Below are 25,545 nucleotides of genomic sequence, written 5' to 3' on the forward strand. Positions count from 1 at the left end.
CCTTAAAGGTGAAAATCACCCTGATACAGTTTGATATCCAGCGTGGTGCTCATCTGCTGGTAGCGGATCATCACCCGGGTAAACAGCAGTCCTACCAGCATCGCCAGCGAACGATAGCCCTTCGGCATGCTACGGTAGCCAAAACGTAATGTTTGCGCACGGTGAATCGCCAGCGCTTCGTCTAACAGAATAAAAATAAAGCGCCAGGTCAGCAGGATTTGCTCGGTCAGCAGCCGCGGCACCCGCCCGCGCTTGAGCAGCACAATAAGCTGCGGGAACGGCAGATTCAGCACCAGCCAGAAGGTGGACGCCAGCGCCGCCAGGCTGCGCCAGAAGGTCTGATTGGCGGTCGTCAACCCCTCCGACGTGATGCCCAGCCAGACGCTGCCCAGCGGCAGGCTCACCAGCAGATCCTGCGGATTGCGGCTGACGCTGAACACAATGGTCAGCACACCGATCAGCAGGAAGCCAAACGGCAGCGCCATCCAACGGCACCAGCGCCACGGCGAGACCCGCAGCAGCCAGCAGGTTAAGGCGGCAATCAGCGCCATTTCGATACCCTGCCCCAGCGGAGGCAGGGTAAAAACCAGCACCATCAGCAGCAGCCAGAACAGGAACTTGCGCTCCGGCGCGACGTGAAACCAGCGGCTCTGATAGCTGAGTCGGTCAAACCCGGTCATCACGGCGCTGTCTGCCTTTGCTGTAGCCCAGAATATAGAAAATGACCGCCGCGCCGAGGGAGCCCTGAAGCGTAAACAGCAGGCTCTCAATTTCTCCGCTCGCCGGTTCGTACAGCGGCTGGAACCACGGCTCATAATGCGGCGCGACCACCTGAATCTGGCTCTCCGCCTCGCCGTCCGAACCGCCGAATTCGCCGCCGTGATCGACAAAGAACGGCAGGATCACCAGCGCCACCACCATGGCGAACAATATCAGCGTCTTTTTCATGTTAATGCCCCTGTGCGGTAATCAGCTGACGTTTGGTCAACTGGTCGTAGATCATGACGGTTAACAGCCCTTCAGCAATGGCGATCGGGATCTGCGTCAGGCAGAAGATCCCCATGAACTTGACGATCGATCCGCTCGCGCCGGCGGCGGGATCCGGGAAGGCCACGCCGAGCTGTACGGAGGTGACAAAGTAGGTCACCAGATCCGCCAGCATCGCGCAGAGAAACACCCCGACGTCGCGGCGAAGTCCCGCGCGGCAGGCCATTTTCCATACCATATAGCCGACCACCGGCCCGATGACCGCCATCGACATGCCGTTCGCGCCGAGCGTCGTCAGCCCACCGTGCGCCAGCAGCAGCGCCTGGAACAGCAGCACGATGGCGCCAAGGATCGCCACCACGCCAGGCCCGAAGAGAATCACCGCCAGGCCGACGCCGGTCGGGTGGGAACAGCTGCCGGTGACGGAAGGAATTTTCAGCGCCGAGAGGACAAAAATAAACGCCCCGCACAGCGCCAGCAGCACCTTCTGATTGTTATCTTCCTGCACAATGCGGCGCAGGCGCACCAGCCCGTACCACAGGCAGGGTAAAAACAGCAGCCACCATGCCAGGGCCCACATCGGCGGTAAAAACCCCTCCATGATGTGCATCGCGAAAGCCTTTTCGGGAACCACTATCAGCAATAGCGCCGCAGCTAACCCGCTGAAAGACAGCTGTTTTAGCTGTTGTTCACGTTTCATTCTGCATACTCCCACTGTTTATTGACCAGAATGGTCGAGAAATAGGGCAGCGGCTGGTCGTCGCTGACGTCATTGAGATGGCGCCAGCACTGCTCGCCCGGCAGCGTGGCTTCAGACATCATCAGCGCGGCATCCAGCAGACCGTTTTTCGCCAGCAGCGCTTTGATGCGGGGAAACCGCCCGTACACTTTCATCAGCACCAGGCTTTCATGCTGGCGCAGCGCCTGCTCGATTTCCGTTTCCGGCGCGGTGCAGGAGATCACCGCCAGCGATTGCTGCTCCATGGCCAGCGGCGTTTTTGAACGCGCGGCAATGGCGGCAAAAGAGGTGACGCCGGGAACAATCTCCAGCCACTCCGGGCAGCCGATACGCTGGAGTAAGAATACCCAGGTGCTGAACAGCATGGCGTCGCCGAGGGTAATAAACCCGACCTGCTTGCCCGCTTCCACTTCCTGAACCAGCGCCGCGGCAACCTCATCCCACACCGCCTCTTTTTCCGCGCTGTCGGCGCTCATCGGGAAATGGCAGCAGCGTACTTCGGTCCGTTCGCCGATATACTCGCGCACGATGGAGAGCGCGAGGCTGTCGCCGCCTTTACGTCCGGCGGGCGCGTAGAGAATGTCCAGCGTGCCCAGCACCCGCGCCGCGCGCACGGTGATCAGGTCGGCGGCGCCAGGGCCGGTACTTAAGGCATACAGTTTGCCGCTCATGCCGCCTCCTCCATTGCCAGGCTCAGCGCTTGCTGCAGGTGAGCGACGAACATTGCGCGCACCGCCGGATTCTCTCCCAATCCGTTCAGCCACGGCGTTGCCGGAATACCGGCGGCGTTGAACAGCGTTTTCCAGGAGTCCTCTTCGTCCGAGGCCATATCGTTAATAGCGTGATCGCCGGCCACCAGCATCAGCGGCATCAGGTGCACGCCCTTCACCCCCTGCTGGCGCAGGCTATCGATAAGAATATCGACTTCCGGATAGCTCTCGACCGCGCCGACCCGCGCCGGAAATCCCTTCGCCGTCATCATATGATCCAGACAGGCGTAGGCGGCGAAAGCGTGATGGCTGGCGCCGTGGCCCATAAAGACCACCGTTTCATCGGCGGCAAGCGGCGGCATCTGCTGGCGCAGCGCCTGCATCAGCTGGACATAATCGTTATGGCTGCTCAGCAGCGGCGCCCCCAGCGTCAGGCGGAGGAACAGCGGGCGCAGGCTTTGCACTTCGCGGACGATCTTTTCATACTCATCGCCGTTGATAATGTGCAGCGACTGAATCGCCACATCCTGGTAGCCCTGCTCGGCCAGCTTCTGTAATGCCTGCAGCGGCGTATCAATCTCGATACCGTCGCGCTGCTTGAGCTTGCGGATAATCATCCCGGAGGTGAAGGCGCGAAAGGTGTCGCGGTCCGGGCAGCTGGCCGCCAGCTCGCGCTCGCAGGCGACGATATTCTTTTCACAGGTGTCGTGATAGCTGGTGCCAAAACTGACCACCAGAAGCGCTTTTTTCATTTCGGACTCCTTAAGCAGCGGCCAGCCAGCGCGCTAAGCGCCGGGCAAAGGCAGCCTGACTTTCCAGTAACTCTTCACCCGTCACCAGCGGCGCCGGGCGCGTAATCACGATGCAGGGGATACCGGCATCCAGACAGGGTTGTACTTTTTCCTGATAGCCGCCTTCGGCGCCGGAGGCTTTGGTGATCACCACGTCGGCCCGGCACTGGCGGTAGAAAGCGGCGTTGAATTCGGCGCTGAACGGCCCGCACAGGGCGAAAATCTCGCCAACGCCAAACCCCAGCGCGGCGCATTGGGCGATGACATCGGCGACCGGCAACACCCGGGCCAGCAGCGTTTTGTCGCCTAATCCCGCCCGCCAGCGCGCCAGATCTTTACTTCCCGTGGTGAGTAGCACGCGCTGGCCGAAATGCCGCGCCACCTCGCAGGCTTGTTCAATGCTCTCCACGGTATAGAGCAGCGGATGCGTCAGGCCGCTCAGCTGCTCTGGGCGCTGATAGCGGCTCAGCAGCACGCCGGCGGTTTCACAGGCCCGGACGATATTGCGGCTTACCGCTTCGGCGTAGGGGTGCGAAGCATCGATCACCCAGCGGGTCCGGTTAGCCTTCAGCCAGGCGATCATCTCCTCCAGCTCGAGGCGCCCGCAGCGCACCTGGCCGCGAATATCCCCCGCCAGCTGCTGGCCGGTGGGCGTCGCCACCGACAGGGTGTAGGGGACCTGCGCCGCGTCAAGCTGCTGACACAGCGCCCTCGCGTCGCTGGTTCCGCCCATCACCAGCACCTCGCCGTGGCTCACAGCACGTAGCCTCGCGGGGTGATCATCAGGCCATCCTGGATATACGTCGCTTTGTTGCCGACGATCACCAGGCTGGTCATATCGACCGGTGCAAAATCCATCTCCCCCAGGGTGGTCAGCCATTTCTCCTGTTTTTTACGTCCGGCGGATTTCACGACTCCCACCGGGGTCTGCGCGCTTTTACTTGCCGACAGCAGCTCAAAGGCGCGCGCCAGATGGCCCTCGCGGCCGCGGCTGCGCGGGTTGTAAAAACAGATCACGAAGTCGGCTTCCCCGGCGGCGACAATGCGCTTTTCAATCACCGGCCACGGGGTCAGCAGATCGCTGAGGCTGATATGGCAGAAGTCGTGCATCAGCGGCGCGCCCAGCAGCGAGGCGGCGGCAATGCTGGCGGTCATTCCCGGGATCAGGCGGACTTCCACATCCAGCTTCTGCTTGCTGACCAGTTCGAGCACCAGTCCGGCCATGCCGTAAATACCGGCATCGCCACTGCTGATCAGCGCCACGTTATGCCCGGCCTGCGCCAGCTCAATCGCCGCCTGGCAGCGCTCAATCTCTTTGCACATTCCGGTTTTGATCACCTGCTTATCGCCGGTAAAGGCTTTCACCAGGTGCGTGTAGGTCTTATAGCCAACGACGATTTCCGCCGCCTGCAGCGCTTCAATGGCCTCCATGGTCATCATGGACTGCGAGCCAGGGCCGATTCCGATTACGCTTAACATCAGTGTGAAACTCCCAAAGTAATAGTGACGCCCTGTTCGCGCAGGGTTTCGCCTAACAGTTGCCCATGGCTCAGCAGCCAGGCCGCCGGACCGGATACGCTCCCCACGCCGACGGTTTTTCTGACGAACGATGAAGCGGGAAAGTGATGCTCATGCTCGCGCAGGGCATCAGCGGGAAAGGTTTCGAACGGTACGCGACAGCAGGAAGCCAGCTGAATCAGCCCCTGCTCGTGCTTCTTCAACGTGACGCTGCCGATAGCTTTCAGCGCCAGCGGATCCAGGCGCTGCGCCTCAAGCTGGCGCGCCAGCAGCGCCGCTAATAGCGGGAATGGCGTATCGCGGCGGCAGCCAATTCCGGCGACCACCCGCTGCGGCACCAGCTTCCAGTGCGGCACGGCGATCGGCGGCAGTTCGTTGCGCAGCGTGACGCAGACCAGCGCGTCCAGCTCGGGAAGCTGGTGCAGATCGGTCACGGTGATAAACCCCCGCCGGTCGCAGTGGCGGACGTCTTCATCCAGTTCGTCGTCCCACCACAGGCCGACGCGGTGATGGCTGACCAGCATCTGGTTGACGGTTTTCACCGCCGCGCGGAAGTCGCTCATCCGGGCATTAAGCTGGAATGCCAGGGTATCCAGGGCCGCCATCTCGTTGACGTCGGTGGCGGTGGTGATCACCGGGTCGGCGCCGAGCATCCCGGCCAGATAGCGGCTGAGGGCATTCGCGCCCCCCGCATGGCCGGAAAGCAGGCTAATGACGTGCTGGCCGCGTTCGTCGATCACCACCACGGCCGGATCGCTGAACTTATCATTGACCAGCGGGGCCAGCACGCGTACCGCGATCCCGGTGGCGCCGATGAAGATCAGCGCCGAATAGCTGCTGAAGGCCTCGCGCGCGGCGCTGGCAAAACCGTTTTCAAAGGGAAGAAACCCCTCTTCCAGCAGCTTCTCGCTGGTAAAGCAGGTTAACGGCAGCATCGCCGCCAGCCGTTTCGCCAGCCGAACGCCCCCTGGCGTCAGGCAGAAAAGTGCGATTGATTCAGGCTTTACGGTATTCATGGCTAAAGTCCGCCGCGTAGAGTTTTGAGTAGTGATACTCAGCGCCCAGGAAATTCCCGACCAGAATGAGCGCCGTTTTGCGGATCCCCGCCTCGCGTACCTTGTCGCCGATATCCGCCAGCGTACCGCGTACGGTCTGGCTTTCCGGCCAGGTCGCTTTATAGATCACCGCCACCGGCGTGATTGCCGGATAGCCGCCTTCAATCAGGCGCTCCGCTACCCGGTGAATGCGCTGCACGGAAAGGTAAATCGCCATTGAAGTCTGGTGGCTGGCAAATGATTCAAGCTGCTCGCGCTCCGGCACCGGCGTGCGCCCTTCAAGGCGGGTGATGATCAGGCTCTGGGAGACTTCCGGCACGGTGTACTCGACGCCCAGCTCCGCCGCCGCGCCCAGAAACGCGCTGACGCCCGGCACCACCTGCCAGTCGATACCGCGTTTGGTCAGCTCTTCGCCCTGCTCGCGGACCGAGCCATACAGCGACACGTCCCCGGTCTGTAAACGCACTACCGTTTTCCCGGCTTTAACGCCGGCTTCCATCAGGTCGAGAATTTGCTCCAGATGCAGTTCGGCGCTGTCGTGACACTCGGCGCCGGGCGGACAATACTCCAGCAGCTCGGTGTTTATCAGCGACCCGGCGTAGATCACCACCTGGGCCTGCTGCAGCAAGCGGTAGCCCTTGAGGGTAATCAGCTCACGGTCGCCCGGCCCTGCGCCAACGAACCACACACTACGGGGGTCAAATGTCTCAGCCATGGTTTTCTTCCTTCTGACAGGCGATAACAAAAACGGGATTATTCGGTTTGAAATAGTGGCCGCTGCCCAGCGCGGTCAGCGATGAAACGTTCAGCAGCAGGCAATCAATCTGTGTAATCCCCCGCTGCTGCAGATAGTCGAGAGCCGCGTTCAGGTTCTCCTGCAGGATAAAAGTCATCACCAGACGGCCGCCGGGATAGAGCTGCTGCCACGACCAGTCAATCAGTTCGTCGAGACGGCCGCCGCTGCCGCCCATAAAAATGGCGTCGGCCCGCTCGGTAATCACCATCGGCGCTTCGCCGGGCAGGATCTCAATATTGCCGCAGGTGAAATGCTGGCGATTTTCGTCCAGCAGCCGGAGAGCCGCGGGGTTGCGTTCGATGGCGGTTACCTGCAAAGAGGGATACTGCAGCGCCGCCTCAATCGACACGCTGCCGGTACCGGCGCCGATATCAATCAGGTGGCTTGCCCGGTGCAGTTCAAGTTTGGCCAGCGCCAGCGCGCGAACCGCTTCTTTGGTCATCGGCACCTTCTCGCCGCGCAGAAAAAGCTCATCTTTCATCGAGGATCACCACCGCGTTCATCTCATATTCGGCATCGACCTCACTGACCGGTAGCCAGTGGATCCGCTCGTTATCCATCGCCAGATTTTCGCCAATCACCATCCAGCGATACCCTTTACCCCGCGCCGCCAGCTGGGCGGCGATTTCCCGCGGCCCGCAGCGCCCGTCGGTCACCATCGCCACCTTGCGCTGGCGCGCCAGCTCATCAAAACAGACGTCCCGCCCGTGGCTGCTGGTCAACCAGATATCGTTCATATCGATACCGGCCTTCGCGCAGAGATACTGCACCGCGCTGATGCCGGGGATAATGCGCACGCGCTCGATGCCAAAGTGGGCGATCAGCCGCGTACCGATGCCGTAAAACAGCGGGTCGCCGGAGGCCAGCACCACCACCTTCTGCGCGTCACGCTCGCCGATCCACTCCAGCAGTTCGGCGATATTGGCACCCAGCGCAAACCGTTCGCCGTCAAACTCAGGGAACTGCTGCAAATGCCGCTTACCGCCGACCAAAGCGTCTGCCGTCGCCACCGCCTCACGCGCCGCCGGCGTCATCAAATGCAGGCCTGACGGCCCCATGCCGACCACCGTTAACATGACATCTCCCGCGCAATCTCGGCCACCGGGCGATTGCTGCCGAGGACCTTGTTATCAAAGGAGAACATGATGGCGTCGCAGACGGGCGGCGTTTTGGTAAAGCGCAGCATCTGCATCACCCGCAGGCAGATGCGTTCGGCAAGATGGTTATAGATAGTCTGAAAACCGTACGCGTCAATGTGCTCCATCGCCGCTTCGGTGGTATCGCATTCGCTCACCAGCTGCAGCAGCGCCAGCGGCGCCCCCAGCAGCGCCAGATGCGCGACCAGGGTTTCCATCCGCGCATCGGCGATATGGCTGTGGGTGTGGAAGATCCCGGCGGCGACTTTAATCAGCTTGCCGGGATGGCCAATCAGCACAATCTGACGGAACCCGAGGCGGACGGCCTCTTCAATCATGTAGCCGACGAAGTTGCTCATGGTGACCACCACCTGCGAGTCGATGCCCATCTGCTCGCGTACGAAGCGTTCACCGTGGTTGCCCGGCACCAGCACCACCCGCTCCAGCCCCGCCGCGCGCTTAATTTCCAGCTCCAGCGAAAGCGAACGCTTCCAGCTCTCTTCCGACATCGGCGTCACGATACCGGTGGTGCCGATAATCGAGATACCACCCAGGATCCCCAGCCGCGAGTTATAGGTTTTCTGCGCCCGCGCCTCGCCTTCCGGGGCGAAAATCTCTACCGTCGCCCCACGCGACGGGCCTATCGCTTCGCGCACCGCCGACTCAATGGTGTGGCGCGGGGTGCGGTTAATCGCCGGGCTGCCGATGGGCAGGCCGATCCCTTTGCGGGTGACCGTGCCGACGCCTTCGCCGCCGCGCAGGGTTATCTCGCCGGAGTCGTCGAGCGTCACGCGGGCGAAAATCAGCATCCCGTGGGTGGCGTCAACGTCATCGCCGCCGTCTTTACGAATCGCGGCGATCGCCTGCTGCCCTTCGACGTGCGGCGATTCGACGTTAAGGCACAGGGTGACGCCGGAAGGAGTCACAATGGAGACCTGATGAATGAGGTGCTGGCGCATCACCATCAGCGCCGCGACCTTTGCCGCCGCCGTCGCGCAGGATCCGGTGGTATAGCCTTTACGCAGCGCCTTGCCGTTGTGCCACACCGGGGCGTCAAAGGATTGCTCGCTCATCGCGCCCCCTGTAAGTGGTATAAAATGGCGTTGACGATAGCGGCGGCGACGTTGCTGCCGCCTTTACGACCCAGCGCGGCAATGCCCGGCAGGCCGCTCTGCGTCAGGGCGTCTTTCGACTCCGCCGCGCCGACGAAGCCGACCGGCACGCCAATCACGCCGTTGACCGCGACGTCATGCTCCAGCAGACGAAACAGCGCGGTGGGCGCATTGCCGAAAACAAACACCTTCTCGCCCTCTTCGGCAACCGCAATATCGACCGCCGCCATCGAGCGGGTCATCCCCTGCGCTTTGGCCTCCGCCACCACCCGCGGATCGCTGATATAGCAGCGGCACTCGCCGCCGAATTTCGCCAGCAGAGTTTTATTGATCCCGGAAAGGGCCATGGTGGTATCGGTATAAAGCGTGCAGGGCTGGCTCAGGGCGGCGCTTAAGCGAGGAAGCACGTCGGGCGAAAACCACAGGATATCCAGCCAGTCAAAATCGGCGGTGGTGTGGATCACCCGCTTGATAATGGCTTCGTGTAGCGGGCTGGCAAAGCGGTAGTCCGGGCGGGTCTGCGCAATAATGTCGCCAATAATGTCGAAGCTTTTCGCCTCAATCGCCTGCGGTTGCTGGATATAGTGCATTCATTTGTCCTCAGGCTGCGCCGACCAGCCAGAACCGGATCGCCATAAACAGCGCCAGCGCCAGGGTCGAAGACACCCACATCAGTCGAATCGTTCGGGAAATATCGTCTACGGAAACGTCGCGCGTCGCCTCGCCAATCCACGGCTTCTCCACGCGCTGTCCAAAGTAATCGTTAGGGCCGCCAAGCCGGATGCCGAGCGCCCCGGCGACGGCGGCCTCCGACCATCCGCAGTTTGGGCTGCTGTGGTTGTAGCGATCGCGCCAGCCGATGCGCAGCGCGCGGCCACTCGCTTCACCGCAGAGGAGCGCGGCGAGGCTGATAAGCAGCCAGCTCAGGCGAGCGGGGATAAAGTTGGCGACATCATCGAGGCGGGCGCTGACCATGCCGATGGCCCGGTATTTTTCGTGCTTATAGCCGACCATCGAATCCAGGGTGTTGACCGCTTTATAGGCCATCGCCAGCGGTGCGCCGCCGAGCAGCAGGAAGAAGAGCGGCGCGATAATCCCGTCAACGGTGTTCTCCGCGACGGTTTCCACTACCGCGCGATTAATCTGCTGCGGCGCAAGCTGCGTCGTGTCGCGCCCGACAATCCATGAGAGTTTGACGCGGCTTTCCGCCAGATCCCCCGCGCGCAGCGGGCGCTCGACGTCCCGCGCCGACTGCGCCAGGCAGCGTCCGGCCAGCACGGTGAAAATCATCCAGACCTCAACCAGCCAGCCAAGCCACGGATGAATCCTCTGCGCCAGCGTCAGCACGCCCCAGCAGACGCTCCACGTTAGTCCGACCACAACTATCCACATCACCCCGCCTCCGACGCGCAGGGCGACATCGCTACGGCAATAGCGGCGCACGCCGCGCTGAACGGCGGCGATCAGGCTGCCAATCCAGCGCACCGGATGCGGCCAGCTCTGCGGATCGCCGATGATAAAATCGAGGAGCCAGGCAACGCCCCATGCCAGCAGCGTCATAGCGCGCTCCTTGCCGCAGCCAGCCAGTGGTTAAGCATGGTGGGGCGCTGCGCAAAGTGCAGGTGCAGATAGCTGGCGAACGCGTTGCCCACCTGCCAGCCGCCGGACCACTGCTGAAGGGTCATACCGTCGCGGACCTTGCGGCAGGCCAGAACCGCCGGGGACTCGGGAGTAAAATCCGAGTAGTGAAATTCATGTCCACGCAGGGTTTCGCCGGGCGCCGCCAGCAGCGTTTTGCGCATAGCTCGCGCCTCGCAGTAGCCAAAGCGGGTAAGCCGTTTGCCCATTTTGCTATGGCCGGGGATCAGGTTGGCCATCGGGTAGATGTCGCCGCTGGCGTCTTCCAGGGAGCTGCCCAGATACATCAGACCGCCGCATTCAGCGTAAATCGCCACCCCGCGCCGGTGCGCCTCCCGCAGCTGCGCCAGCATCGGCGTATTGGCCGCCAGCGCGGCAGCATGAATTTCCGGATAGCCGCCGCCGAGCCAAATCATCTGGCACGGTGGCAGCTCGCTATCGTGCAGCGGGCTGAAGCGCACGATATTCACTCCGCAGCGTTCAAGCAGCGAGAGGTTATCCGGGTAGTAAAAGTTGAAGGCCTCGTCGTCGGCCAGCGCCAGCGTCAGGCCCGCGCCAGCATCAGGAGACGGCAGCACCGGCCACTCCCCGGCGGGCAGGATGGAGAGCTGGCTGAGGGTAAGAAGCTGTTCAATATCCAGCGTTTGCGCCAGCGTTTGGGCAAAATCGCGCCACGGCTGCTGGTTAACCAGCGACTCGCGGGCGGTAACCAGCCCCAGATGGCGTTCGGGTAACGCCACCCCTTCCACTCGCGGTACGTAGCCGAGCACCGGCAGCCCGCAATAGCGTTCAATGGCGCCTTTGAGAAGCTGATAATGGGATTCGCTGTTGACGCGGTTGACGATAACGCCGGCAATGTTGAGGCTGGGGTCGAAGTGTTGAAATCCCATCACCGTGGCGGCGATGGAGGTGGAAACCGCTTTGCCATCTACCAGCAAAATGACCGGACAGCCGAGCTGTTTAGCCATCGCGGCGGTGCTGCAGTAGCCAGGGTCGGTACCGAAGCCGTCATACAGCCCCATCACGCCCTCAATGACCGCGATATCCGCCCGCTGCATCTGTTCGCAAAATAGCGCGTTAAGCACCGGCTCCGGGAGCATAAAGCTGTCGAGGTTGCGGGAAGCGACGCCGCTGACGGCGGTGTGCCAGCCGGTGTCGAGGTAGTCCGGGCCGACTTTGCAGGGCTGAACCCGCATGCCGCGCTGCTTCAACAGGCTGAGCAGGCCAAGCGTGACCGTAGTTTTACCACAACCGCTGCCGGTACCTGCGAGAATAAATGCGTGCTGCCTGGCTGCCATACCCCGATCCTGTGCCGGGTGGTAGGGCTGCGTGCATTCCCAGTCTTTCGACTGTACGCATCTGAGCAACCCACTTCCCACCGAAGTTGTTGATTATTACCGACAGGCAGGTCTTCTGGCTTAGCGTCGTCCTCTCCCATCCTTCCCAATCCGCTAAGCAGATCAGTGGCTAAATATGGGTTCGTCAGCATCACAGCAGCGGGGGCTGCGGGGGATTTACACCCCCTTCCCTGGCGCCTGTCGGTTTAGTCCGTCATGATTCGAGCGGGATGAAATCCACTTGAATGATTCCCGGAACATCTTACGGAAGCAGGATGGCTTCCGTCGTGTTTAATTTTTAAATACCAAAGCTATTTCATTACGCCGATGGCGCGCTGAAAGCCATTTCGGATATCACTCTATCCCATCAAATAAATAAAAACTGGTGCAGTTTATCGTTCTCTCATTATTATTTTGTTGCGCTATGACAATTTATTGCTGTGAATGAGATATTTTCATTTTAGAATGAGCAGGATACGCGGGTATAACAAAAACCGGCGATAACAAATTATTGTCATTTAAACTGACTCAGTTTGTGATCTGGCGTTAATTTGCTGACGATAGGCCTGCGGAGTCACCTGATAGGCCTGGCGAAAAACTTTGCAAAAATAGCTGGTTTGCGAAAATCCTAAATTCCGCGCAATGCTGGCGATGCTCCAGTCGCTGTGGCATAGCAGCTCTTTGGCGCTCACCATCCGCTGATGGTTCACCCAGGCATTAAAGCCGATACCCTGATATTTTTTGAACAGCTTACTGAAGTAATAGGGGCTGAGATAAACGTGAGCGGCGACGTCTTCCAGGCGAAGCTCGTCGGATAAATGGGCGTCAATGTAGCGCAGCGCCTTCTTCATTTTGCTGTCATGAGGGCTGGCGACCCGGCTGGCGCGCGCAGGTTCCGGCTGCTGGGGATTATCTTTAATCACCACAAAGTTGAGCTGTTTTTTCAGGCAGTTTTCGACGATAAGCTTCAGTAAATCAGCAGAAGCAATCACTCTGGCGTAGTCCATTTCCGGCACGTCGCGAAACGCTTTAAGCAGCTCGGGGTCGGCCTGCCAGCGGTCATCCACGTTGAGGATATCGACCAGTTCAACATCGTTGCTTAAGCGCACCTGGCCGCAAAGCACAAAGCCCACAAGGTGCCCGGCAATGACCAGAGGAATGGAGAAATCGGTTAACCCGGCGTGGCAGCGGTAGATACAGAGCTGATCGGTTTTAGACGCCTCAAGCCCGCCGCAGCGGTCGCTCATTCGACAGCGGGTGCTGTGCTGGGGATGCTGGCGCATCAGCTGGCAAAAAGGGGTGAAGTTAAACAGTTCAGATATTTCATCACCATGAATATTGACGACCACCACCGCCAGACTGGTGGCCTGCGCAAAATCCTGTGCGATTTTATTAATGAGTTCTGAGTTCAGTGTGCTCGCAGAAATCATGATAAAACCTCTCAGTTAATTTTTTGTTATAAATAAAACATTTCTTTAATATTTACTTCCTTTCATCATCCATTGCCGCCAACGATAAAAGAATAATACGATAGCAAAAGTCTCCCATCCGTGGGAGACGTTTTTGGCGAGTTCGTGATACCGGTTCATGAAAATTTTTGGCTATTTCAGCCGTGACCTTAATCCTCTAATTTACAGGTATTACACGGTAGATTATTACCAATCAGATAACGATAGATGGCCGCGCCGAGACAAGCGCCGATCAGTGGCGCAATAATCGGCACAATAAAGTACGGAATATCCCTTCCGCCGGTCATCGCGATATCGCCCCAACCCGCCATCCACGTAAACAGCTTCGGCCCAAAATCACGCGCCGGATTCATCGCAAAGCCGGTCAGCGGCCCGGTTGAAGCGCCAATTACCGCCACCAGCAGGCCGATCAGCAGCGGGGCCAGCGGCCCTTTCGGTACGCCGTTGCCGTCGTCGGTCAGCGCCATAATCATCCCCATCAGCATGGAGGTGATCACCACTTCAACCAGCGCCGCATGCCAGATGCTCAGCGATGCCGCCGGGTAGGTGCTGAAAATACTCGCCAGCTGCAGGCTCTCTACGCTGCCGCGCGCGATATGGTGGGCGGATTCAAACTCGGTAAACATCGTGCTGTACAGCACATAGGCCAGCACCGCGCCGCCAAAGGCGCCGGCAACCTGTGAAACGATATAGGGGAAAACTTTTCGTCCGGGAAAGCAGGCAAACAGCCATAAAGCGACGGTCACCGCCGGGTTGAGATGCCCGCCGGAGATCCCCGAAGTCAGATACACGGCAAGCGAGATCCCCAACCCCCAGATAATGCATATCTCCCACAGTCCGAGGCTGGCTCCCGCCACCTTTAACGCGCTCAGGCAGCCGATGCCGAAAAACAAAAATAGCCCGGTGCCCAAAAACTCGGCGGTACATTGCGCTTTTAACGAATCATTCATTATGACACCTTCTTAGCAGAGTTCGTGTCCTGACCAGCCAACATCCTGCTGGCAGTAGAGTACAACGGGCACCACTATATGAACTCCCGTCCGCAAATTGTTGGCAACCTGCTGACGGCAGCCTCCGGAAAATTCGGGCATCAATAACAAATTATTGTCATTAAATAACTCAGAATTGCATTGCTCACGCGCGGCTTTCGCAATTATGCCACCGCCATGGCATGCAAAAATATCGCTAAAACCAACTCATCGTTTTCCAACAAACATCACAAATCAGATTCTCTCGCATAGCAGATAAAATTAAAATCGTCATGAACAAATTTGTAAATATGGAATATACAAAACAAGATAATCACATCAGCACAAATAAAAATAACAAATAACATCAAACAGTTAAATAAATAAACGACAATTTTATATTATCCAATACCCACTATTTTTCCACCATCAAATTGAAGTCAGCCATTCTTTTTCCTCGCATCTTCTTATAGTCCCAACTATCGGAACACTCCATGCGAGGTCTTTATGCAACAAGAAGCACTAGGAATGGTAGAAACCAAAGGCTTAACCGCAGCCATAGAGGCCGCTGATGCAATGGTTAAGTCAGCCAATGTGATGTTAGTGGGCTATGAAAAGATTGGCTCCGGGCTGGTAACCGTCATCGTGCGCGGCGATGTTGGCGCGGTAAAAGCGGCCACCGATGCGGGTGCCGCCGCCGCACGTAACGTGGGTGAAGTGAAAGCCGTACACGTCATCCCACGCCCTCACACCGATGTAGAAAAAATCTTACCGAAGGGAATTAGCCAATGAGCAGCAATGAGCTGGTTGAACAGATCATGGCTCAGGTGATTGCCCGTGTGGCAACGCCGGAACAGCAGGCCATCCCTACTGAAAACCATCCAATACGAGAGACGGCTATGGCAGAAAAAAGCTGCAGTTTAACGGAATTTGTCGGGACCGCCATTGGCGACACCCTGGGTCTGGTTATCGCCAACGTCGATACCGCCCTGCTGGACGCGATGAAGCTTGAAAAGCGCTATCGCTCCATCGGCATTCTCGGCGCCCGTACCGGCGCAGGCCCGCACATTATGGCGGCGGACGAAGCGGTGAAAGCCACCAACACCGAAGTGGTCAGCATTGAGCTTCCGCGCGATACCAAAGGCGGTGCAGGCCACGGTTCGCTGATTATTTTAGGCGGCAACGACGTTTCCGACGTTAAGCGCGGGATTGAAGTTGCGCTGAAAGAGCTCGACCGCACCTTCGGCGATGTTTACGGCAATGAAGCCGGACATATCGAGCTGCAGTACACCGCCCGCGCCAGCTACGCCCTGGAAAAAGCCTTCGGCGCGCCGATTGGCCGCGCCTGCGGCATTATCGTCGGCGCACCGGCCTCCGTTGGCGTGCTGATGGCCGATACCGCCCTGAAGTCAGCCAACGTAGAAGTCGTGGCGTATAGCTCTCCGGCGCACGGCACCAGCTTCAGTAACGAAGCCATCCTGGTGATTTCCGGCGACTCCGGCGCGGTCCGCCAGGCAGTCACCTCCGCGCGCGAAATCGGTAAAACCGTCCTTGCGACCCTCGGTTCTGAACCGAAAAACGATCGCCCGTCCTACATCTGATACCCACGAGGCTGATTCATGAGATCGAAAAGATTTGAAGCACTGGCGAAACGCCCTGTGAATCAGGACGGCTTCGTTAAGGAGTGGATCGAAGAAGGCTTTATCGCGATGGAAAGCCCGAACGATCCGAAACCGTCGATAAAAATCGTTAACGGCGCGGTGACCGAGCTGGACGGGAAACCGGTGAGCGATTTTGACCTGATCGACCACTTTATCGCCCGCTACGGTATCAACCTGAATCGCGCCGAAGAAGTGATGGCGATGGATTCGGTCAAGCTGGCCAACATGCTGTGCGATCCGAACGTTAAACGCAGCGAAATCGTCCCGCTGACCACCGCGATGACGCCGGCAAAAATTGTCGAAGTGGTTTCGCATATGAACGTCGTTGAGATGATGATGGCGATGCAGAAAATGCGCGCCCGCCGCACCCCATCCCAGCAGGCGCACGTCACCAACGTCAAAGATAACCCGGTACAGATTGCTGCCGACGCCGCCGAAGGCGCATGGCGCGGATTTGACGAACAGGAAACCACCGTTGCGGTAGCGCGCTACGCGCCGTTCAACGCCATCGCGCTGCTGGTCGGCTCGCAGGTAGGCCGTCCGGGCGTACTGACTCAGTGCTCGCTGGAAGAAGCCACCGAGCTGAAGCTCGGCATGCTGGGCCACACCTGCTACGCCGAAACCATCTCTGTCTACGGTACCGAACCGGTCTTTACCGACGGCGACGACACGCCGTGGTCGAAGGGTTTCTTAGCCTCCTCCTACGCCTCTCGCGGTCTGAAAATGCGCTTCACCTCCGGCTCCGGCTCCGAAGTGCAGATGGGCTATGCCGAAGGCAAATCCATGCTTTACCTGGAAGCGCGCTGCATCTACATCACCAAAGCCGCGGGCGTACAGGGCCTGCAAAACGGTTCCGTTAGCTGCATCGGCGTGCCGTCTGCGGTGCCTTCCGGCATTCGCGCGGTGCTGGCGGAAAACCTGATCTGTTCGTCGCTGGATCTGGAGTGCGCCTCCAGTAACGACCAGACCTTCACCCACTCCGATATGCGTCGTACCGCGCGCCTGCTGATGCAGTTTCTGCCCGGGACCGACTTTATCTCTTCCGGTTATTCCGCGGTGCCGAACTACGACAACATGTTCGCCGGTTCCAACGAAGATGCCGAAGACTTTGACGACTACAACGTCATCCAGCGCGACCTGAAGGTGGACGGCGGTCTGCGTCCGGTTCGCGAAGAAGATGTTATTGCCATCCGTAATAAGGCTGCCCGCGCGCTGCAGGCCGTTTTTGCCGGAATGGGGCTGCCGCCGATTACCGATGAAGAAGTGGAAGCCGCGACCTACGCCCACGGTTCGAAAGATATGCCGGAGCGCAACATCGTCGAAGACATCAAGTTCGCCCAGGAAATCATCAATAAAAACCGCAACGGCCTGGAAGTAGTGAAAGCGCTGGCGCAGGGCGGGTTCACCGACGTGGCCCAGGACATGCTCAACATCCAGAAAGCCAAGCTGACCGGAGACTATCTGCATACCTCCGCAATTATCGTCGGCGATGGGCAGGTGCTGTCAGCCGTCAACGATGTTAATGACTATGCCGGTCCGGCAACGGGCTATCGCCTGCAGGGCGAACGCTGGGAAGAGATTAAAAACATCCCTGGCGCTCTTGATCCCAACGAGATTGATTAAGGGGTGAGAAATGGAAATTAATGAAAAATTGCTGCGCCAGATAATTGAAGACGTGCTCAGCGAGATGAAGGGCAGCGATAAACCCGTCTCGTTTACTGCGCCAGCGTCCTCCGCGGCGCCCCAGGCCACGCCGCCCGCCGGCGACGGCTTCCTGACGGAAGTGGGCGAAGCGCGTCAGGGTACCCAGCAGGACGAAGTGATTATCGCCGTCGGCCCGGCTTTCGGCCTGGCGCAGACCGTCAATATCGTCGGCATACCGCATAAGAGCATTTTGCGCGAAGTCATTGCCGGTATTGAAGAAGAAGGCATTAAGGCGCGCGTGATTCGCTGCTTTAAATCCTCCGACGTGGCCTTCGTCGCCGTTGAAGGCAATCGCCTGAGCGGTTCCGGCATCTCTATCGGCATCCAGTCAAAAGGCACCACGGTGATTCACCAGCAGGGGCTGCCGCCGCTCTCTAACCTGGAGCTGTTCCCCCAGGCGCCGCTGCTGACCCTGGAAACCTATCGCCAGATTGGTAAAAACGCCGCCCGCTATGCGAAACGCGAATCTCCGCAACCGGTCCCGACGCTGAACGACCAGATGGCGCGGCCAAAATACCAGGCGAAATCGGCCATTTTGCACATTAAAGAGACCAAGTACGTGGTGACGGGCAAAAACCCGCAGGAACTGCGCGTGGCGCTTTGATAAAGGATAACTCCATGAATACCGACGCAATTGAATCGATGGTGCGCGACGTATTAAGCCGCATGAACAGCCTGCAGGGCGAGGCGCCGACGGCGGCTCCGGCGGCAGGCGGCGCGTCCCGTAGCGCAAAGGTCAGCGACTACCCGTTGGCGAACAAGCACCCGGAATGGGTGAAAACCGCCACCAATAAAACGCTGGACGACTTTACGCTGGAAAACGTGCTGAGCAATAAAGTCACCGCCCAGGATATGCGTATCACCCCGGAAACCCTGCGCTTACAGGCTTCTATCGCCAGGGACGCGGGCCGCGACCGGCTGGCGATGAACTTCGAGCGCGCCGCCGAACTGACCGCGGTACCGGACGATCGCATTCTTGAAATCTACAACGCCCTCCGCCCCTATCGCTCGACGAAAGAGGAGCTACTGGCGATCGCCGACGATCTCGAAAGCCGCTATCAGGCGAAGATTTGCGCCGCTTTCGTTCGCGAAGCGGCCACGCTGTACGTCGAGCGTAAAAAACTCAAAGGCGACGATTAATTACAGGGGTATGTGATGCGATATATAGCTGGCATTGATATCGGCAACTCATCGACGGAAGTCGCCCTGGCGACTCTGAATGAGGCTGGCACGCTGACAATCACCCACAGCGCGCTGGCGGAAACCACCGGGATCAAAGGCACGTTGCGTAACGTGTTCGGCATTCAGGAAGCGCTCGCCCTCGTCGCAAAGCGCGCGGGGATCAATGTCAGCGATATCTCGCTCATCCGCATTAACGAAGCCACGCCGGTGATTGGCGATGTGGCGATGGAAACCATTACCGAGACCATCATCACCGAATCGACCATGATCGGTCATAACCCGAAAACGCCCGGCGGCGCGGGGCTTGGCGTGGGCATCACCATTACGCCGCAGGAGCTGTTAACCCGCCCGGCGGACGCGCCCTATATCCTGGTGGTGTCGTCGGCGTTCGATTTTGCCGATATCGCCAGCGTGATTAACGCTTCCCTGCGCGCCGGATATCAGATTACCGGCGTCATTTTGCAACGTGACGATGGCGTGCTGGTCAGCAACCGGCTGGAAAAACCGCTGCCGATTGTTGACGAAGTGCTGTACATCGACCGCATTCCGCTGGGAATGCTGGCGGCAATTGAGGTCGCCGTCCCGGGGAAGGTCATCGAAACGCTCTCTAACCCCTACGGCATCGCCACCGTATTCCACCTCAACGCCGAGGAGACGAAAAACATCGTCCCGATGGCTCGCGCGCTGATTGGCAACCGTTCCGCCGTGGTGGTCAAAACGCCATCCGGTGACGTCAAAGCGCGCGCGATACCCGCCGGTAACCTTGAGCTGCTGGCCCAGGGCCGGAGCGTACGCGTAGACGTTGCCGCTGGCGCCGAAGCCATCATGAAAGCGGTCGACGGCTGCGGCAAGCTCGATAACGTCACCGGCGAGTCGGGGACCAATATCGGCGGCATGCTGGAACACGTGCGCCAGACCATGGCCGAGCTGACCAACAAGCCCAGCAGCGAAATATTCATTCAGGACCTGCTGGCCGTCGATACCTCGGTGCCGGTGAGCGTCACCGGCGGTCTTGCCGGGGAGTTCTCGCTGGAGCAGGCCGTGGGCATCGCCTCAATGGTGAAATCGGATCGTTTGCAGATGGCGATGATTGCCCGCGAAATCGAGCAGAAGCTCAATATCGACGTGCAGATCGGCGGCGCCGAGGCCGAAGCCGCCATTCTGGGCGCGCTGACCACGCCGGGTACCACCCGACCGCTGGCGATCCTCGACCTCGGCGCAGGCTCCACCGATGCCTCCATCATCAACCCCAAAGGCGACATCATCGCCACTCACCTCGCCGGAGCTGGCGATATGGTGACGATGATTATTGCCCGCGAGCTGGGGCTGGAAGACCGCTATCTGGCGGAAGAGATCAAGAAGTATCCGCTGGCCAAGGTGGAAAGTCTGTTCCATTTACGCCACGAGGACGGCAGCGTGCAGTTCTTCTCCACGCCGCTGCCCCCCGCCGTATTCGCCCGCGTCTGCGTGGTGAAACCGGACGAACTGGTGCCGCTACCCGGCGACTTAGCGCTGGAAAAAGTACGCGCCATTCGCCGCAGCGCCAAAGAGCGGGTCTTTGTCACCAACGCCCTGCGCGCACTGCGTCAGGTCAGCCCCACCGGCAACATTCGCGATATTCCGTTCGTGGTGCTGGTCGGCGGTTCGTCGCTGGATTTCGAGGTCCCGCAGCTGGTCACCGATGCGCTGGCGCACTACCGCCTGGTTGCCGGGCGGGGAAATATTCGCGGCAGCGAGGGTCCCAGAAACGCGGTGGCCACCGGCCTGATTCTCTCCTGGCATAAGGAGTTCGCGCATGGACAGTAATCACAGCGCCCCGGCTATTGTGATCGCCGCCATCGACGGTTGCGACGGCCTGTGGCGCGACGTGCTGCTGGGTATCGAAGAGGAAGGCATTCCTTTCCTGCTCCAGCATCACCCGGCCGGGGATGTCGTGGACAGCGCCTGGCAGGCGGCGCGCAGCTCGCCGCTACTGGTGGGCATCGCCTGCGATCGCCATACGCTGGTCGTGCACTACAAGAATTTACCCGCATCGGCGCCGCTTTTTACGCTGATGCATCATCAGGACAGTCAGGCCCAACGTAACACCGGTAATAACGCGGCACGGCTGGTCAAAGGGATCCCGTTCCGGGATCTGAATAGCGAAGCAACAGGAGAACAGCAGTATGAATAACGCACTGGGACTGGTTGAAACAAAAGGGTTAGTAGGCGCCATTGAGGCCGCCGATGCGATGGTGAAATCGGCCAACGTGCAGCTGGTCGGCTACGAAAAAATTGGCTCGGGTCTGGTGACCGTCATGGTTCGCGGCGATGTCGGCGCGGTCAAAGCGGCGGTAGATGCGGGCAGCGCGGCGGCAAGCGTCGTAGGCGAAGTGAAATCCTGCCACGTGATCCCGCGTCCGCACAGCGACGTTGAGGCCATTTTACCGAAATCAGCCTGATTGATGGCGAATAAGGAGCACCGCGTGAAGCAATCACTGGGATTACTGGAAGTTTGTGGTCTGGCACTGGCTATTAGCTGCGCCGATATCATGGCGAAATCCGCTTCTATCACGCTGGTCGCCCTCGAAAAGACCAATGGTTCAGGCTGGACGGTCATTAAAATTACCGGTGATGTGGCCTCAGTACAGGCGGCCATCACCACCGGTGCACAGTTTGCCGAACAGCGAAACGGTCTGGTGGCTCATAAAGTCATCGCCAGACCCGGAGAAGGGATCCTGCCCGCAGAGGCTCCCCCACCCTCCGTCATGGAACCTGAGCCTGAAGAGTCAGAGACGGCTAATGTCGTTTCTGAAGCGCCAGCAGAAGAGCCCCTCCAGCAACAAGGCGTGGTCAGCTGCAACCTGTGCCTGGATCCCAAATGTCCGCGCCAGAAGGGCGAGCCGCGCACCCTTTGCATTCATCCCGGCAAGCGAGGTGAAGCGTAATGGATAAACAGCTTCTCGAATCAACGGTCAGTAAAGTCCTCGACGAGATGCGTCTGCGGCCCATTCCGCTGGGGGTTTCAAATCGTCATATCCACCTGTCGGCGTCGGATTATGAACGCCTGTTTCCTGGCCATCCCATCAGCGAGAAAAAAGCGCTGCTGCAGCCGGGACAGTACGCCGCGGAGCAAACCGTCACCCTGGTAGGGCCGAAGGGGCAGCTTAAAAATGTGCGCCTGCTCGGCCCACTGCGTTCGGTAAGCCAGGTGGAAATATCGCGTACCGATGCCAGAACCCTGGGGGTTGCGGCGCCGCTGAGAATGTCTGGCGATCTGAAAGGGACGCCGGGCATCCGTCTGGTCAGCCCCTATGGCGAACTGACGCTCTCGTCAGGGGTTATCGTCGCGCAGCGGCATATTCATATGTCGCCGCTCGATGCGCTGATCCTGCGGGTTTCCCACGGCGATAGGGTCTCCGTGGCCATTGAAGGCGACGAGCGCGGGCTGATTTTCAACAACGTGGCGATTCGCGTTTCACCGGATATGCGTCTCGAAATGCACATTGATACCGATGAAGCCAACGCCGCCGGCGCCGATAATCCGCAGGCCTTTGCCCGGCTGGTAGGCCCGCGATGAACGGCGAAGTTCTGCAGCGCATCGTAGAGGAAATCGTCTCCAGGCTGCAGCGTCGCGCCCACAGCACGGCGACGCTGAGCGTGGCGCAGCTGCGCGATGCCGACTGCCCCGGGCTGTTCAGCCAGCACGCCTCGCTGCGCATCCTGCTTGTCGACCTGCCGCTGCTGGGCCAGTTGACGGAGGCGGAAACCGACGATCCTGCGGCCCGGAAAATTCACGACGCGCTGGCTTTCGGCATCCGCGTGCAGCTCACCCTGCACAGCCAGCTGCTGCCGGTTATCCCGGTCAAAAAACTGGCGCGCCTGCCGACGATCTTCACCGACGAGCGCGGGCTGCCGCTGATCCTGCACGCAGGATCGGTGCTGAGCTATCGCGACGTCGCGCAGCTGGGCCAGGGTCGCCTGGTTATCCACCGCAAATGCATCGTGACCGCGCTGGCGCGTGAAGCGGCACAGGCGCGGCATATTCAATTAATAAAGCAGGAGTAAATCATGCATCTGGCACGAGTCACGGGCGCGGTTGTCTCCACGCAAAAATCGCCTTCCCTGATCGGCAAAAAGCTGCTGCTGGTGCGGCGGGTCAGCGCCGATGGCGAGCTTCCCGCCTCGCCGACCTCCGGCGATGAAGTCGCCGTGGATTCCGTCGGCGCGGGGATCGGCGAGCTGGTTCTGCTCAGCGGCGGCTCCAGCGCCAGGCACGTTTTTTCCGGGCCAAACGAGGCCATCGACCTCGCCGTTGTCGGCATTGTCGATACGCTTTCACGTTAAGGAGCGAATATGGCGATTTATACCCGAACGGGCGACGCTGGCACCACCTCACTCTTTACCGGCCAGCGGGTGAGTAAAACCCACCCGCGGGTTGAAGCCTACGGCACGCTGGATGAGCTGAACGCCGCGCTGAGCCTGTGCGCCTGCGCCGCCGCGGATGAAAATCACCGCGCCTTACTTGAGGCCATCCAGCAGCAGCTTTTTTGGTTTAGCGCAGAACTGGCCAGCGACAGCGAACGGCCGTCGCCGAAACAGCGCTACATCAGCAGCGAAGAGATTTCCGCTCTGGAAGCCGCCATCGATCGGGCCATGGCCCGCGTCGAGCCGCTGCACAGCTTTATTTTACCCGGCCGCTGCGAAGCCGCGAGCCGCCTGCATTTTGCCCGCACGCTGGCCCGCCGGGCCGAACGGCGACTGGTTGAGCTGGCGGCGGAAGTCAACGTGCGCCAGGTGCTGATGCGCTACATCAATCGCTTGTCAGACTGCCTGTACGCCCTGGCGCGCGCGGAAGATAGCGATGCGCACCAGAACAACATCATTCGTGAAGTGAGCCGGCGCTATCTGGCCGCCACTCTACCGAGCCGCAGCAAGGAGAAGACGCCCCTGGCCCTTTCATTCCACGATCTGCACCAGCTCACCCGCGCCGCCGTTGAGCGCGCGCAGCAGCTTCAGGTGCCGGTGGTGATCAGCATCGTTGACGCACACGGCACCGAAACCGTGACCTGGCGGATGCCGGACGCCCTGCTGGTCAGCAGCGAACTGGCGCCGAAAAAAGCCTGGACCGCGGTGGCGATGAAAACGGCGACCCATGAGCTGAGCGAGGCCGTTCAGCCGGGCGCCGCGCTTTATGGCCTCGAAACGCATTTGCAGGGAAAAGTGGTGACCTTTGGCGGCGGTTACGCCCTGTGGCGCGACGGCTCATTAATTGGGGGTCTTGGCATCAGCGGCGGCAGCGTTGAACAGGACATGGATATCGCACAGACCGCCATCGCGGCCATTAACGTGGGAACTCATCAATGAATACTTCTGAACTCGAAACGCTTATTCGCACCATTCTTAGCGAACAGTTAACCCCAGCCCAAACGCCAAACCCGGCGCAGGGCAAAGGGATTTTTCAGTCCGTGAGCGAGGCCATTGATGCCGCGCATCAGGCGTTCTTACGTTATCAGCAGTGCCCGCTAAAAACCCGCAGCGCCATCATTAGCGCAATGCGTCAGGAGCTGACGCCGCATCTGGCCGCCCTGGCGGAAGAGAGCGCCAATGAAACGGGGATGGGCAACAAAGAAGATAAATTTTTGAAAAACAAAGCCGCGCTCGACAACACGCCGGGCGTGGAAGATCTCACCACCACGGCGCTGACCGGCGACGGCGGCATGGTGCTGTTTGAGTATTCGCCATTTGGCGTTATCGGGTCGGTCGCACCGAGCACCAACCCGACGGAAACCATCATTAATAACAGCATCAGCATGCTGGCGGCGGGCAATAGCGTCTACTTCAGCCCGCATCCGGGAGCAAAAAAGGTCTCTCTGAAGCTGATTAGCATGATTGAAGAGATTGTTTTCCGCTGCTGCGGCATCCGCAATCTGGTGGTCACCGTGGCGGAACCGACATTTGAAGCCACCCAGCAGATGATGGCCCATCCGCGCATTGCGGTTCTGGCCATTACCGGCGGCCCGGGTATTGTGGCGATGGGCATGAAGAGCGGTAAGAAAGTCATTGGCGCTGGCGCGGGTAACCCGCCCTGCATCGTTGATGAAACGGCGGATCTGGTTAAAGCGGCGGAAGATATCATCAACGGCGCCTCGTTCGATTACAACCTACCCTGCATTGCCGAGAAGAGCCTGATTGTGGTGGAGAGCGTCGCCCAACGTCTGGTGCAGCAAATGCAAACCTTCGGCGCGCTGCTGCTGAGCCCTGCCGACACCGACAAACTCCGCGCCGCCTGCCTGCCTGAAGGCCAGGCGAATAAAAAACTGGTCGGCAAAAGCCCATCGGCCATGCTGGAAGCGGCCGGCATCGCCGTTCCGGCGAAAGCGCCGCGTCTGCTGATAGCGCTGGTTAACGCCGACGATCCGTGGGTCACCAGCGAGCAGCTGATGCCGATGCTGCCGATAGTGAAAGTTAGCGATTTCGATAGCGCGCTGGCCCTGGCGCTGAAGGTTGAAGAGGGACTGCATCATACCGCCATTATGCACTCGCAGAACGTGTCGCGCCTGAACCTCGCGGCCCGCACCCTGCAAACCTCGATATTCGTCAAGAACGGCCCCTCTTATGCCGGGATCGGCGTCGGCGGCGAAGGCTTTACCACCTTTACTATCGCCACGCCGACCGGTGAAGGGACAACCTCGGCGCGCACGTTTGCCCGCTCCCGTCGCTGCGTGCTGACCAACGGCTTTTCCATTCGCTAACCGAGGTC

General features: G+C 59.7%; 31 protein-coding genes and 1 riboswitch. Of the genes, 14 read left to right on the top strand and 17 right to left on the bottom strand.

Features of this window, described 5'->3' with window-relative positions; translation table 11 throughout:
• Positions 1-2 precede the first annotated feature (2 nt).
• The 17 genes from K5R89_RS11025 to pduF form a co-directional block, all read right to left on the bottom strand.
• Positions 3-680, bottom strand: coding sequence for an energy-coupling factor ABC transporter transmembrane protein (locus K5R89_RS11025; RefSeq protein WP_217259491.1), 678 nt, complete (start codon positions 678-680; stop codon positions 3-5).
• Positions 667-948: an energy-coupling factor ABC transporter substrate-binding protein gene (locus tag K5R89_RS11030; protein ID WP_004105092.1), complete on the bottom strand. Its 282-nt coding sequence runs from the start codon at positions 946-948 to the stop codon at positions 667-669. The genes K5R89_RS11025 and K5R89_RS11030 overlap by 14 nt, the downstream gene beginning before the upstream one ends.
• 1 nt (position 949) lies before the next feature.
• Positions 950-1,687 (bottom strand): cobalt ECF transporter S component CbiM, encoded by a 738-nt coding sequence (gene cbiM / locus K5R89_RS11035; RefSeq protein ID WP_101862137.1) that lies wholly within the window; start codon positions 1,685-1,687, stop codon positions 950-952.
• Positions 1,684-2,397 (bottom strand): cobalt-factor II C(20)-methyltransferase, encoded by a 714-nt coding sequence (locus K5R89_RS11040; RefSeq protein ID WP_004105097.1) that lies wholly within the window; start codon positions 2,395-2,397, stop codon positions 1,684-1,686. Before K5R89_RS11040 ends, cbiM begins: the two co-directional genes overlap by 4 nt.
• Complete coding sequence (locus tag K5R89_RS11045; protein WP_217220054.1) at positions 2,394-3,188, bottom strand: sirohydrochlorin cobaltochelatase; 795 nt, start codon at positions 3,186-3,188, stop codon at positions 2,394-2,396. Before K5R89_RS11045 ends, K5R89_RS11040 begins: the two co-directional genes overlap by 4 nt.
• 10 nt (positions 3,189-3,198) lie before the next feature.
• Positions 3,199-3,984 carry a cobalt-precorrin-6A reductase gene (locus K5R89_RS11050; protein ID WP_044524586.1) on the bottom strand — a complete coding sequence of 262 codons (786 nt, stop codon included), beginning with the start codon at positions 3,982-3,984 and terminating at the stop codon, positions 3,199-3,201.
• Positions 3,981-4,706 (bottom strand): precorrin-3B C(17)-methyltransferase, encoded by a 726-nt coding sequence (locus tag K5R89_RS11055; RefSeq protein ID WP_004105101.1) that lies wholly within the window; start codon positions 4,704-4,706, stop codon positions 3,981-3,983. Before K5R89_RS11055 ends, K5R89_RS11050 begins: the two co-directional genes overlap by 4 nt.
• Complete coding sequence (cbiG, locus tag K5R89_RS11060; protein WP_049013369.1) at positions 4,706-5,761, bottom strand: cobalt-precorrin 5A hydrolase; 1,056 nt, start codon at positions 5,759-5,761, stop codon at positions 4,706-4,708. Before cbiG ends, K5R89_RS11055 begins: the two co-directional genes overlap by 1 nt.
• Positions 5,742-6,515, bottom strand: a complete 774-nt coding sequence (locus K5R89_RS11065; RefSeq protein ID WP_217220056.1) for a cobalt-precorrin-4 methyltransferase — start codon at positions 6,513-6,515, stop codon at positions 5,742-5,744. Before K5R89_RS11065 ends, cbiG begins: the two co-directional genes overlap by 20 nt.
• Complete coding sequence (locus K5R89_RS11070) at positions 6,508-7,077, bottom strand: decarboxylating cobalt-precorrin-6B (C(15))-methyltransferase (RefSeq protein WP_004105104.1); 570 nt, start codon at positions 7,075-7,077, stop codon at positions 6,508-6,510. The genes K5R89_RS11065 and K5R89_RS11070 overlap by 8 nt, the downstream gene beginning before the upstream one ends.
• Positions 7,067-7,672, bottom strand: coding sequence for a cobalt-precorrin-7 (C(5))-methyltransferase (locus tag K5R89_RS11075; RefSeq protein WP_049013366.1), 606 nt, complete (start codon positions 7,670-7,672; stop codon positions 7,067-7,069). The genes K5R89_RS11070 and K5R89_RS11075 overlap by 11 nt, the downstream gene beginning before the upstream one ends.
• Positions 7,666-8,805, bottom strand: coding sequence for a cobalt-precorrin-5B (C(1))-methyltransferase CbiD (gene cbiD / locus K5R89_RS11080; protein ID WP_217220060.1), 1,140 nt, complete (start codon positions 8,803-8,805; stop codon positions 7,666-7,668). Before cbiD ends, K5R89_RS11075 begins: the two co-directional genes overlap by 7 nt.
• On the bottom strand, positions 8,802-9,434 hold the full coding sequence (locus tag K5R89_RS11085; RefSeq protein WP_004105109.1) for a cobalt-precorrin-8 methylmutase: 633 nt from the start codon (positions 9,432-9,434) through the stop codon (positions 8,802-8,804). The genes cbiD and K5R89_RS11085 overlap by 4 nt, the downstream gene beginning before the upstream one ends.
• A 10-nt stretch (positions 9,435-9,444) precedes the next feature.
• A complete protein-coding gene (cbiB, locus tag K5R89_RS11090; protein WP_087775357.1) occupies positions 9,445-10,404 on the bottom strand; it encodes an adenosylcobinamide-phosphate synthase CbiB in 960 nt (319 codons plus the stop codon).
• Positions 10,401-11,780 (bottom strand): cobyrinate a,c-diamide synthase, encoded by a 1,380-nt coding sequence (locus K5R89_RS11095; RefSeq protein WP_217220064.1) that lies wholly within the window; start codon positions 11,778-11,780, stop codon positions 10,401-10,403. Before K5R89_RS11095 ends, cbiB begins: the two co-directional genes overlap by 4 nt.
• Positions 11,781-11,867: 87 nt before the next feature.
• Positions 11,868-12,036, bottom strand: a riboswitch (cobalamin riboswitch).
• A 301-nt stretch (positions 12,037-12,337) separates the two neighbouring features.
• Positions 12,338-13,249 (bottom strand): regulatory protein PocR, encoded by a 912-nt coding sequence (pocR, locus tag K5R89_RS11100; protein ID WP_023290877.1) that lies wholly within the window; start codon positions 13,247-13,249, stop codon positions 12,338-12,340.
• A 188-nt stretch (positions 13,250-13,437) separates the two neighbouring features.
• Positions 13,438-14,238, bottom strand: a complete 801-nt coding sequence (gene pduF, locus K5R89_RS11105; protein ID WP_004105118.1) for a propanediol diffusion facilitator PduF — start codon at positions 14,236-14,238, stop codon at positions 13,438-13,440.
• A gap of 525 nt (positions 14,239-14,763) precedes the next feature.
• On the opposite strand from pduF, the gene pduA reads away from it, so the two are divergent.
• From pduA to pduP, 14 genes are read left to right on the top strand one after another with little or no spacing between them, the layout of a single operon-like run.
• Positions 14,764-15,048 carry a propanediol utilization microcompartment protein PduA gene (gene pduA, locus K5R89_RS11110; RefSeq protein ID WP_001183618.1) on the top strand — a complete coding sequence of 95 codons (285 nt, stop codon included), beginning with the start codon at positions 14,764-14,766 and terminating at the stop codon, positions 15,046-15,048.
• Positions 15,045-15,857, top strand: coding sequence for a propanediol utilization microcompartment protein PduB (pduB, locus tag K5R89_RS11115; protein WP_004105122.1), 813 nt, complete (start codon positions 15,045-15,047; stop codon positions 15,855-15,857). The genes pduA and pduB overlap by 4 nt, the downstream gene beginning before the upstream one ends.
• Before the next feature lie 18 nt (positions 15,858-15,875).
• On the top strand, positions 15,876-17,540 hold the full coding sequence (pduC, locus tag K5R89_RS11120; RefSeq protein WP_004105132.1) for a propanediol dehydratase large subunit PduC: 1,665 nt from the start codon (positions 15,876-15,878) through the stop codon (positions 17,538-17,540).
• Positions 17,541-17,550: 10 nt separating this feature from the next.
• Positions 17,551-18,225 (top strand): propanediol dehydratase medium subunit PduD, encoded by a 675-nt coding sequence (pduD, locus tag K5R89_RS11125; protein ID WP_048335194.1) that lies wholly within the window; start codon positions 17,551-17,553, stop codon positions 18,223-18,225.
• A gap of 14 nt (positions 18,226-18,239) precedes the next feature.
• On the top strand, positions 18,240-18,761 hold the full coding sequence (pduE, locus tag K5R89_RS11130; protein WP_032453956.1) for a propanediol dehydratase small subunit PduE: 522 nt from the start codon (positions 18,240-18,242) through the stop codon (positions 18,759-18,761).
• A 15-nt stretch (positions 18,762-18,776) separates the two neighbouring features.
• Positions 18,777-20,609 carry a propanediol dehydratase reactivase alpha subunit PduG gene (pduG, locus tag K5R89_RS11135; RefSeq protein WP_064157649.1) on the top strand — a complete coding sequence of 611 codons (1,833 nt, stop codon included), beginning with the start codon at positions 18,777-18,779 and terminating at the stop codon, positions 20,607-20,609.
• The gene (gene pduH / locus K5R89_RS11140; RefSeq protein ID WP_032453958.1) at positions 20,599-20,976 is read left to right on the top strand and encodes a propanediol dehydratase reactivase beta subunit PduH; all 378 of its coding nucleotides are present in this window, start codon (positions 20,599-20,601) and stop codon (positions 20,974-20,976) included. Before pduG ends, pduH begins: the two co-directional genes overlap by 11 nt.
• On the top strand, positions 20,969-21,244 hold the full coding sequence (pduJ, locus tag K5R89_RS11145) for a propanediol utilization microcompartment protein PduJ (RefSeq protein WP_001057755.1): 276 nt from the start codon (positions 20,969-20,971) through the stop codon (positions 21,242-21,244). Before pduH ends, pduJ begins: the two co-directional genes overlap by 8 nt.
• A 3-nt stretch (positions 21,245-21,247) precedes the next feature.
• Entirely contained in the window at positions 21,248-21,730 is a 483-nt protein-coding gene (locus K5R89_RS11150; RefSeq protein WP_086075064.1) for a BMC domain-containing protein, read from the top strand.
• A complete protein-coding gene (locus tag K5R89_RS11155) occupies positions 21,730-22,362 on the top strand; it encodes a phosphate propanoyltransferase (RefSeq protein ID WP_004115022.1) in 633 nt (210 codons plus the stop codon). Before K5R89_RS11150 ends, K5R89_RS11155 begins: the two co-directional genes overlap by 1 nt.
• Positions 22,359-22,850, top strand: a complete 492-nt coding sequence (gene pduM / locus K5R89_RS11160) for a microcompartment protein PduM (protein WP_024274643.1) — start codon at positions 22,359-22,361, stop codon at positions 22,848-22,850. The genes K5R89_RS11155 and pduM overlap by 4 nt, the downstream gene beginning before the upstream one ends.
• A 3-nt stretch (positions 22,851-22,853) precedes the next feature.
• Positions 22,854-23,129: a propanediol utilization microcompartment protein PduN gene (gene pduN / locus K5R89_RS11165; protein WP_000549823.1), complete on the top strand. Its 276-nt coding sequence runs from the start codon at positions 22,854-22,856 to the stop codon at positions 23,127-23,129.
• 9 nt (positions 23,130-23,138) lie between these two features.
• A complete protein-coding gene (pduO, locus tag K5R89_RS11170) occupies positions 23,139-24,149 on the top strand; it encodes a two-domain cob(I)yrinic acid a,c-diamide adenosyltransferase PduO (RefSeq protein WP_064372409.1) in 1,011 nt (336 codons plus the stop codon).
• On the top strand, positions 24,146-25,537 hold the full coding sequence (pduP, locus tag K5R89_RS11175) for a CoA-acylating propionaldehyde dehydrogenase PduP (protein WP_101989411.1): 1,392 nt from the start codon (positions 24,146-24,148) through the stop codon (positions 25,535-25,537). Before pduO ends, pduP begins: the two co-directional genes overlap by 4 nt.
• Positions 25,538-25,545: the final 8 nt, after the last annotated feature.

The organism is Klebsiella sp. TF21-TM, assembly GCF_019753495.1.
Lineage (GTDB): Bacteria > Pseudomonadota > Gammaproteobacteria > Enterobacterales > Enterobacteriaceae > Klebsiella > Klebsiella quasipneumoniae.

Bases quoted from the DNA above. Each gene is read 5' to 3' on its own strand.
- K5R89_RS11025 (WP_217259491.1), bottom strand. From the start codon at position 680: ATGACCGGGTTTGACCGACTCAGCTATCAGAGCCGCTGGTTTCACGTC.
- K5R89_RS11030 (WP_004105092.1), bottom strand. From the start codon at position 948: ATGAAAAAGACGCTGATATTGTTCGCCATGGTGGTGGCGCTGGTGATC.
- cbiM (WP_101862137.1), bottom strand. From the start codon at position 1,687: ATGAAACGTGAACAACAGCTAAAACAGCTGTCTTTCAGCGGGTTAGCT.
- K5R89_RS11040 (WP_004105097.1), bottom strand. From the start codon at position 2,397: ATGAGCGGCAAACTGTATGCCTTAAGTACCGGCCCTGGCGCCGCCGAC.
- K5R89_RS11045 (WP_217220054.1), bottom strand. From the start codon at position 3,188: ATGAAAAAAGCGCTTCTGGTGGTCAGTTTTGGCACCAGCTATCACGAC.
- K5R89_RS11055 (WP_004105101.1), bottom strand. From the start codon at position 4,706: ATGTTAAGCGTAATCGGAATCGGCCCTGGCTCGCAGTCCATGATGACC.
- cbiG (WP_049013369.1), bottom strand. From the start codon at position 5,761: ATGAATACCGTAAAGCCTGAATCAATCGCACTTTTCTGCCTGACGCCA.
- K5R89_RS11065 (WP_217220056.1), bottom strand. From the start codon at position 6,515: ATGGCTGAGACATTTGACCCCCGTAGTGTGTGGTTCGTTGGCGCAGGG.
- K5R89_RS11070 (WP_004105104.1), bottom strand. From the start codon at position 7,077: ATGAAAGATGAGCTTTTTCTGCGCGGCGAGAAGGTGCCGATGACCAAA.
- K5R89_RS11075 (WP_049013366.1), bottom strand. From the start codon at position 7,672: ATGTTAACGGTGGTCGGCATGGGGCCGTCAGGCCTGCATTTGATGACG.
- cbiD (WP_217220060.1), bottom strand. From the start codon at position 8,805: ATGAGCGAGCAATCCTTTGACGCCCCGGTGTGGCACAACGGCAAGGCG.
- K5R89_RS11085 (WP_004105109.1), bottom strand. From the start codon at position 9,434: ATGCACTATATCCAGCAACCGCAGGCGATTGAGGCGAAAAGCTTCGAC.
- cbiB (WP_087775357.1), bottom strand. From the start codon at position 10,404: ATGACGCTGCTGGCATGGGGCGTTGCCTGGCTCCTCGATTTTATCATC.
- K5R89_RS11095 (WP_217220064.1), bottom strand. From the start codon at position 11,780: ATGGCAGCCAGGCAGCACGCATTTATTCTCGCAGGTACCGGCAGCGGT.
- pocR (WP_023290877.1), bottom strand. From the start codon at position 13,249: ATGATTTCTGCGAGCACACTGAACTCAGAACTCATTAATAAAATCGCA.
- pduF (WP_004105118.1), bottom strand. From the start codon at position 14,238: ATGAATGATTCGTTAAAAGCGCAATGTACCGCCGAGTTTTTGGGCACC.
- pduA (WP_001183618.1), top strand. From the start codon at position 14,764: ATGCAACAAGAAGCACTAGGAATGGTAGAAACCAAAGGCTTAACCGCA.
- pduB (WP_004105122.1), top strand. From the start codon at position 15,045: ATGAGCAGCAATGAGCTGGTTGAACAGATCATGGCTCAGGTGATTGCC.
- pduC (WP_004105132.1), top strand. From the start codon at position 15,876: ATGAGATCGAAAAGATTTGAAGCACTGGCGAAACGCCCTGTGAATCAG.
- pduD (WP_048335194.1), top strand. From the start codon at position 17,551: ATGGAAATTAATGAAAAATTGCTGCGCCAGATAATTGAAGACGTGCTC.
- pduE (WP_032453956.1), top strand. From the start codon at position 18,240: ATGAATACCGACGCAATTGAATCGATGGTGCGCGACGTATTAAGCCGC.
- pduG (WP_064157649.1), top strand. From the start codon at position 18,777: ATGCGATATATAGCTGGCATTGATATCGGCAACTCATCGACGGAAGTC.
- pduH (WP_032453958.1), top strand. From the start codon at position 20,599: ATGGACAGTAATCACAGCGCCCCGGCTATTGTGATCGCCGCCATCGAC.
- pduJ (WP_001057755.1), top strand. From the start codon at position 20,969: ATGAATAACGCACTGGGACTGGTTGAAACAAAAGGGTTAGTAGGCGCC.
- K5R89_RS11150 (WP_086075064.1), top strand. From the start codon at position 21,248: ATGGCGAATAAGGAGCACCGCGTGAAGCAATCACTGGGATTACTGGAA.
- K5R89_RS11155 (WP_004115022.1), top strand. From the start codon at position 21,730: ATGGATAAACAGCTTCTCGAATCAACGGTCAGTAAAGTCCTCGACGAG.
- pduM (WP_024274643.1), top strand. From the start codon at position 22,359: ATGAACGGCGAAGTTCTGCAGCGCATCGTAGAGGAAATCGTCTCCAGG.
- pduN (WP_000549823.1), top strand. From the start codon at position 22,854: ATGCATCTGGCACGAGTCACGGGCGCGGTTGTCTCCACGCAAAAATCG.
- pduO (WP_064372409.1), top strand. From the start codon at position 23,139: ATGGCGATTTATACCCGAACGGGCGACGCTGGCACCACCTCACTCTTT.
- pduP (WP_101989411.1), top strand. From the start codon at position 24,146: ATGAATACTTCTGAACTCGAAACGCTTATTCGCACCATTCTTAGCGAA.